A 9,625-nucleotide genomic window follows, 5' to 3' on the forward strand; every position below is an offset into this window, starting at 1 on the left:
TCTTCCGATGTGCCTGAATCAGTGCCTTCTGAAGATTCTGAAACAACCTCCGCTGGTTCTTCTTCCGATGTGCCTGAATCAGTGCCTTCTGAAGATTCTGAAACAACCTCCGCTGGTTCTTCTTCCGATGTGCCTGAATCAGTGCCTTCTGAGGATTCTGAAACAACCTCCGCTGGTTCTTCTTCCGATGCGCCTGAGTCAGTGCCTTCTGAGGATTCTGAAACAACCTCCGTTGGTTCTTCTTCCGATGCGTCTGAGTCTGCTTCTTCAGAAACTCCTACTATATCGTCATCAGAATCGGAGTCATCATCATCGTAGTCAACAACAACATCTCCAGAATCAGAACCAGGTTCTTCATCTTCCTCGGAGTCAGGCGCATCTTCAGATAGCGTCAACTCATCTACATGATCAGCTTCAGGGTCAAACTCACTTTCTGCATTCTGAGTATCATCGACATCCTGATCTACCAGAGCTTTAATTTCCTCTACGCTAAACACAAAACCAGCTTCTTCAAAAGAAATCGAGTCATCATCTCCAACTGCAGATGAATCAAAACTGGCAACTAACTGATCACCAATATAAAACTCAACAGTGTCAGCCGAATCAAACTGGAAAGTTCCATCAGCTAAATCTCCCTCTAACCCTGATGATGTTTCGTAGCGTAAATCTCCATTGAATTCGCTTGAGAAATTAGCAGTCACAATAGAGGTCTGATCACCACCTGATGTCTGTACACCTTCTTCATCTGAAGTATCATCTTCCTCATCAGTACCATCTTCAGATTCGTCCTGGCCTTCGGAGATTACAACTTCATCCTCTTCGTCTGAGGTGTCATCTTCCGGTTCATTCTGGTCTTCAGAAGCTACAGCTTCATCCTCTTCATCTGGAGTGTCATCTTCAGATTCGTCCTGACCTTCGGAGATTGCGACTTCATCCTCTTCATCTGAGGTGTCATCTTCCGATTCATTCTGATCTTCAGAAGCTACGACTTCATCCTCTTCGTCTGAGGTGTTATCTTCCGATTCATTCTGATCTTCAGAAGCTACAACTTCATCCTCTTCGTCTGAGGTGTCATCTTCCGATTCATCCTGTTCTTCAGAGGTTACACCTTCGCCCTCTTCTTCATCTGCAATCTCATCTTCCGATTCGTCCTGATCTTCAGAATCGATCAGGTCTTCCTCTTCTTCATCAGATACATCTTCTTCAGCATCTGAATCAGGATCAATGAGCTGTTTCACTTCTTCAAGGCTAACGGTGAAGCCAGCTTCTTCGAAAGTTATGACGCCATCATCGCCAATATCAGAAGGGTTGATACTCGCAACCAGCTGATCACCAGCGTAAAAATCGACGGTGTCATTCTCATCGAACTGGAAATTGCCGTTAGTGACTTCACCACTCAAGCCAGAAGAGGTCTCATATCTCAAGCCATCAATTGGTGCCTGAGCAAAAGTCGCGGTTTCAATAGAGTCATCAATATGCTCATCAAACTCTGTCTGATTACCATATTGTTCCAGCATCCGCTTAACATGGTCCATTGCCTGCTCTTCAGTAATGGCCTGCTTACCAGCCTGCTCAATAGCATCCCGAACTTCTTCTTCAGAAGCAGCACTCAGGTTAAGCGATACACCTTCAAAGGCAGCATGAACTGCCGGGGTGATTGTAATTCCATTATCAGGATTGCCATCTGCATCCAATGACTGCAGGAAAACCCCCATATTCTCAACATATTCGTTATTCAGATCACCGCGATCAACATTGGCCAGATCTTGCAGGAAAAGATTGGACTGCGCCATATCATCCGGAGTTGCAGTACCGACAACAACATCACCAATTCTGAAGGTTACGGTATCTCCCTCATGATACTCGAAGGCGCCTTGCGAGTCGGTCAGACCTGATAAACCAGACGATGTGGAATAAGCGAGGCCGTCAATAAAACCATCAATGATAGTTTTAGTCTGAACAGCACTACTGTCATCATCCTCTGTAGAGATAGCCGTTGCCTCAATATTCAGACCACCCTCACCATCACTAACCAGTTCTTCAGGACTGGTTAATGTCAGACCTTCCAGCTGATCAGGTGTCAGAACGATAGAACCATCGATCACTGTCAGGGTGTCGCCGTTATCATTAGTTAATGTGCAATCATCAGGAATCCCGTCAACTCTCAATGAAAGCTGTTCACTGCTATCAGTCAGAGAAGCACTCAGATCCAGCTCGTAACTGAAAGAGCCATCATCGTTCTCTACGCCATCAGACAGTAATGGATCATCAAGATCAGGCTGATCGGCATCAGGAGTTACTTCAATAGCAAATTCCAGCGTTTTCGGACTATCCAGCACATCAGTACCATCTACAGTTTTAACACTGATGTGCATATCCATCGTGCCACTGTAGTTGTCTGGTGGTGTCACCTGCAGAGATTCAGCCTGAGTCAGCGTTAAACCTTCGAAGGTTACAGATCCATCACCATTAACAGTACCAACCTGTGCACCACCGTTAATAGAGATTTCTGATCCTGGTTCCTGCCCGCTGAGCGTCACATCTAACAGCTCAGAACTATCGACAAGTGCAAAGTCCAGTCCCAGATTTATTGCAGAATCCTCAGCACCTTCTCCCCCTGCACTATTGATCTGAATATCATCCGCTTCAGGGGTGACTTCAAAGCTGAAAGACTGGGAAACAGCAGTATCCAGAACATCATTGCCATCTACAGTTTTAACACTGACATTAATATTCATCGTGCCACTGTAGTTGTCTGGCGGTGTCAGACTAAGCGTTTCTGCATCGGCTTCTGTAAGATTATTAAAGCTGACTGTTCCATTACCACCTACAGTTACACTCTGGCCTGCAACAGAAACGGAAGAACCTGGCTCTAACCCACTCAGTGTAAGATTAAGTTCTTCACTGGCATCATCAAGCGACAAATTAAGGCCTAAGTCGACACCGGCAGTATCTTCTGCCACTGTCTGGTCAGAAATACTGTCAATCGTGACGCTATCCGCTTCAGGGTTAACAATCACCTGTACTGTTTTGGAAACAGCATCCGCCAATGTATCCAGAACATTACCATTCGCATCGACTTCAACCGATTTAACATTAACTGTCAGATCAAAATCGCCGCTGTAGTTCGCATCTGGTATTAATTGAATGCTCTGAGCTTCATCCGGAGTCAGTAAGCTTTCATCGGTTAACGTCTGTGTATTGCCATCACTATCTGTGTATGTAGCGCTGAAACCTTCGTTGGTAAACTCATCACCAAAAGTAATCTGCAGTTTTTCACTGCCATCCAGATCCGTCATGATGACATCCAGATCCAGCGGCATGCCTGCATTATCTTCAGTGCCAGAGATTTTATCGGTTTGCGCACTACCCGCATCAACTTCTGTAATAGCACTGGCAACCGGATTAATCGTCAAGGTGACATTATCTGTGCCTTGCTCAATTTCATGAGTCACTTTATCCAGACTGAATGCCGTGATATCAACGGTGAATTCACCACCATAAGTGCCTGTTGTATCGTGCAGACTCAAACCACCGCCATCAGGTACTTCAGAGCCTTTTAAGACAATATCAACGGTGCCATCACCATTATCACTGTAGTTACCTATCTTGTTGCCATTAGCATCCTGAATAATAAGCTCATTCGGAACACCACTGATCTTCACAGTAGCAATTTCACTGCCGTCGCTATCATGCTGCAGCATTGACAGATCCAGAGGATAATCCTCTGATTCATTAACACCCGAAGAAGGTGTCAGGTTGACATCAATTTTATCCACTTCAGAGGCCAGACTAATACTGAAAGTTGTGGTAACACTTTCAGAAACATCATCTGAACCATTGGCATCGGTATCACTCCAGGTGTAAGTAATTTCGAAACTGAAATTACCATGAGTGTACGCATCAGGAACAAAGGCAACAGAATCAAGGTTCTCAGCAGCAATAGTGTAAGAGCCATCGGCATTTTCGATAATGCCAGTACCTGTTAACTGCCCCCCATCCTGTGGAGTAATAGTGACATCACCGGCCAGCCCCTCAGAACCATCTGCATCAGAGGAGCCTATCTGGATATTAAGATCAATACGCTCTGAATTACTGTCATCAATTTCAGTACCGCCATCAGCGCTTACCTTACTCTCATCCAGCTCAGGATCTATGTCCAGAATAACGTCTTCTGAAACAAAGGATTGATTGCCATTACTGTCAGTAGCAATGATATTGACATTAAAGCCAGCATCTCCATTGAATTCAGCATCCGGATTAAAATCAATGGCTCCGGTGCCAACAAAGCTGCCATTCGGCAACTGATACATACCCTGAGTATCCACAGAACCGTTATCAGCATCACCACTTACGACATAAGAAATAGTCGCACCGCCCGAAGCGGTTGTGCCACCAAAAACATCTTCTACCAGAGTATCTTCCAGACCTGAGTCTTTTCCGGATACTGTAATGGTTGGAGCACTGCCATCAATGACCAGAGAACTGCCATCACCAGTAGCGATAGTCTCATCCCCACCAGCATATTCGATGGTAAAAGTGTGCGCCTGATCAAACAGAATATCGCCGTCATCTTCTTTACTGACTGGCACAATTTCCAGATTCAGAGAACCATCTCCGGCACCAGGCTGAAGGATTTTAATACTGGCAGAGTTGAATGAATCAGCAGGAACAACCCAGACACCACCGCCGGCATTAATACCGTTCTCAACCATCCAGGAGGTATTACCAGCGCCGGATTGATCCTGAATGATATAATATTCAGACTCTGAGGTATCAATAGCAGGGTTAGTATCATTGCTGTCATGATACTGATCTTCAACGTTATGATTGCGGACAACAATATCGCTTAATGCTGTGATAATGTTATCGCTTGCTCCGGTATCATCTGGCTCACTCGCCGACAGAGAGCTTCTGTCCTGGGATGGTGCATCAACAATGCCATTATTCTTGACTTCAAAGCCATAATTTTCAGGGTCAACGACTTCACCAGTAAATGGATCAAAATAACCACCGCCACTGCTTTCATTACCCGCTTTTACCAGATAAGAGGTAACTTCTGAACCAGCGGATTGCTCCAATCCTGCGAAATATTGCTGAGGGTGGCCATAATCATTGATTTCACCACCCTCTCCGTAGTTATCAATTTTGACGGTATCGCCATTTTCAAACTTAATAACAACGTGGGAAATAGCCTTTCCACCAGTTACAGCATCAGCGCCATCACCCGATATATCCTGGACAATAAAGCCATCATAATCAGTCTCATCCACGTCATCTGTTGTATCATTTTCATCGTTATCGGTATCTTCCCAGCCATCAGCAACACCGGATACCACAACTTTATGACCTGTAACAATCTCCTGGACATCCTCATCCGGTGTAGAACCGTCATCAATATCATCTTTCAGATAACGGTAAAACTGAATGCCTTCCAGATCTTCATTAGAGTGCATTGGAGGCAGTACTTCAACCGACCCTAAATCATCCTGATTCAGATAAACCGTATTGTTGGCGTAATCAATCACCAGGTTATCACCCTGAATCTGAATGTCTTCGCCGGTCTCCCCTAAACCTGGAATTTCTATCTTAAGATCATACGCATTACCGTTATATGGGTACTGGCCTTCGATCAGAACGTCGCCATCACTGGACCCCACATTCAGATTAAGGTCAATCCACTCATCTTCATTACCAGATGACTGAGTATCGCCATAATCTTCTACCTCCGGCTGCACCACGATATTCATGGTGTAATCGGAAACCTGGGTATCGGTCTGCTGTCCTGTATCAGGATCAACGTCCAGTACAGTAACGCGAATGCCAAATTCCAGGGAACCACTCATGTCTGCATCCGGTGTTTTTAACTGGATGCTGTACTCTCCGGAATCAATCTTCTGCAACGTATCATTATCAATACGCCAATCCGTCGAGCTACCATCAGAATTGGCCAGAACCAGTTCATCAAACAGTTCATTGCCACCGCCGTCGACAATACGCAAGCCAACATCGTTCGGAACATTTCTGATCAGGGCGTACACATCTTCAGAAAAGTGCTGGTCTTCTCCAGAAGAAATCTGGAATCCGGACAAATCCTGCCAGTCACCACTTTCTTTAAGCTCGATAGGAGTATCTGTTCCACTGACAATAGGGCTATCAGCCACACTGGTCAGCTGAACTTCAAAAGTATCTGTGACCTCTTTTGACTGCTCACCACCCACACTGCCATCCCAGTTTGGCTCTGTAGACTTCTGATTCAGAGTCAGAGTGAAATCTTCATTACTATCATGGGCTGGTATCAGCTTCAGACTTTCAACATAATTGTTAAACGCCCCTTTAGAGGTCAGAACAATTTCTCCTGCCTGAGGGGTATAGTGCTCACCACCTGAAGGGTCCAGCACAATTTTAATTTCAGAAAGACTGGCACCTTCACTGCCATTAAGCATGCTGCCATCTTTATCGAAAATATAGGTATCATCCGGAATGTTCTCGATCTTGAATTCGATGACTTCGGTATTGGTATATTGTCCAGCGCGGAAGTTAATTTCCAGATCAATCGCATCTGAGACATCATAAGTGCCATCAGCATTTTTAGTTAAAGCGCCAGTATCCTGGTCCCTGCCACTGTCTTCAGCATCAATCACACTCGTCGCTGAGATCAAATTGTCAGCCAGATCCGCACTACCCGCTACGTTGATTGTCAGCGTGTCAGCAACACCCCAGGCCTGGTTACTCTGACCACCATCACTCCAGAGATCATCTGAACCATTACCATCTTCATCTTGATCAATAACACCTGTTTTAATTTTCAGGCTCAGTTCACCATTAAAGTTAGATGGCGTTCTGATCTGTAGGGTATCCAGTTGATCAGCCGGAATATCAACATAATTATTTGAGTTGTTGAAAGTAAATGTCTCGGTATTACCGTCTTCATCTACAAATCTTAATTTAGTGCCATTTGGCAGATTGGTATCACCATCAGAGAAGAAGCGAACCACAGTATTACTTTCACTACCATCAGCATCACCAGTTGATGCAGTCAACTCCTGATAAACTGTACTGCCATCGCCCCAACCGGCATCCAGAGATACCCAGCCAGCATCTTCCAGTAGTGTATCGTTATATGTTACCGATTCAGCCTCCAGGTCTCCCAGAGTCCAGGGCTGATCGGCTTCAGGGGTAATAACAACGGATTGAGTGAAAGTAGCAACAGAGCCATCTTGCAGTGTTAACTGATAATCCAGATCAAAATCTTTACTGCTGTCTGTTTCCGGAGTGATCGTCAGATCAAGGGCATCCTGCCAGCTTGTCGCGGTATACTCGCCACCATTTACAGTCAGAGTATTCCCGTCGCCATCTTTCAGGGTTGCGCCGTCTGGAATTCCGGAAATAGTGATTGAAGAGAAATCGCTTTCATCGTGGATCTGGTCCAGATTTTCCAGAATAGAAATATCCCAGTCGCCATTTTCCTGGGTATTCTGGTTATCTTCCACTTCAGCAATATCAAGATCCCGAATGGTTGTTGTCACTGTTGCATCATCATATTCAACAGTTTCATACTCACCATCAGCGTTGTATGCTGCATCTTCACTGTAAGAGTTTTCAACCAGCTCTACTGTAAAGGTCTCGCCATTATCTGAATGACTATCATCCTTAGCGGTCGCACTGAATGCTTCACCCAGAGTAACCTGGGTCTTCTGAATACTGTAATCAGAGCCGTCAGCACTATTATTGTTGAAGCGGACATCAACCTGCCCCTGAGGCTGATCAGCAAGAAGATTACCCTCCCCATCAACAGCCTTCACAACATAATATGCGCTGGTCTCACCATCTTCGTGAATCTCAGATGGATCATTGATGATATTGCCATCTTCATCTGCCGGGAACAGCTTCAGAGTAAAGGCACTGTCATTATCATTCGGGGTACTGGTTTCAGTTTCATCCAGAATAGTGGTGGTCACCGTATCCGGTGCATACTCTACTGTTTCATAACGACCACTGCCATCCGCAGTGTTAGCAGCATCTTCACTGTAAGAGCCGTTATCCAGAGAAACAACAAAGTTTTCACCACTGTCTGACAAAGAATCATCTATAGATTCTGCACTGAAAGCTTTACCGACCGTTACGGTTGTATTTCCAGCGGTGTAATCATCTCCGCTGACAGCTGTGCCATCTGTAAAACTGACGCCTACAGTTCCACCTGGCTGCTCTGCCAGAGGCTGACCGTCAGCCCCCACTGCTTTTACGACGTACCAGGCTGTAGTATCGCCATTGCTGCCATCTTCATGAATCTCAGACGGATCCGTAGCTATATTGCCATGCTCATCAGCAGGGAACAGTTTCAGGGTAAAGGCACTGTCAACCTCTCCATCATCCAGAATTGTAGTCGTGACAGTATCCGGAGCATATTCCACTTTTTCATAGGTATCAGCACCGCTGAAACTGCCCGAGTCCAGTGAAACAGTAAAGTTTTCATTATTATCGGTCAGAGCATCATCCACTGATTCAGCGCTAAAGGCATTACCTACCGTAACTGTGGTATTACCGTAAGTGTAGTCATCACCCGTTGTCGCACTGCCATCGGTAAAGCTGACATTAACGGTTCCTTTCGGCTGATCTGCCAGTGGGTTACCGTCAGCATCTACTGCCTTAACCACGTAATAAGCAGTAGTGTCGCCGTTATTACTATCTTCATGAATCTCAGAAGGGTCACTGATAATGTTGCCCTCTTCATCTGACGGGAACAGTTTCAGAGTAAAGGCACTGTCATTATCTTCCGGTGTTGCCGGATCATTATCCGTTTCATCCAGAATCGTCGTGGTTACCGTATCTGGCGCATACTCGACTGTTTCATAGCGGCCACTGCCATCCGCAGTACTGGCAGCATCTTCGCTGTAAGAACCGTCGTTCAGAGAAACGACGAAGTTCTCACCATTGTCTGCCAGAACATCATCCACTGACTCCGCACTGAAAGCTGTGCCGACTGTTACCGTGGTATTACCAAAAGTATAATCATCACCGGCGTTCGCCGTACCGTCGGTAAACGTGACTTCAACAGTACCGCCGGGCTGCTCTGCCAGAGGGTTGCCATCAGCATCCACAGCCTTGACGACATAGAAAGCCGTGGTACTGCCATTATCACTGTCCTCATGGATCTCAGATGGATCAGTGACAATGTTGCCATCTTCATCTGCCGGGAACAGCTTCAGAGTAAAGGCACTGTCATTATCATTCGGGGTACTGGTTTCAGTTTCATCCAGAATAGTCGTGGTCACTGTATCCGGTGCATACTCTACTGTTTCATAACGACCACTGCCATCCGCAGTGTTAGCAGCATCTTCACTGTAAGAACCGCCATTCAGAGAAACAACAAAGTTTTCACCACTGTCTGACAGATGATCATCAACAGACTTCGCACTGAAGGCTGTACCGACTGTCACAGTAGTATTACTGAAGGTGTAATCATCACCTGATGTCGCGGTACCATCCGTAAAGCTGACACCCACAGTTCCACCCGGCTGCTCTGCCAGAGGATTACCATCAGAATCCACCGCTTTGACCACATAGTAAGCCGTCGTATCACCATTGGCACCATCCTCATGGATCTCAGACGGATCAGTGATAA

General features: G+C 45.7%; 1 protein-coding gene. It reads right to left on the reverse strand.

Annotated elements, in window-relative coordinates; genetic code table 11:
* On the reverse strand, nucleotides 1-9,625 hold a 9,625-nt coding region (locus H4O21_RS23620; protein WP_182812174.1), incomplete at both ends, for a Calx-beta domain-containing protein.

This window comes from Oceanospirillum sediminis (genome assembly GCF_014164585.1).
Taxonomy (GTDB): domain Bacteria; phylum Pseudomonadota; class Gammaproteobacteria; order Pseudomonadales; family Halomonadaceae; genus Oceanospirillum; species Oceanospirillum sediminis.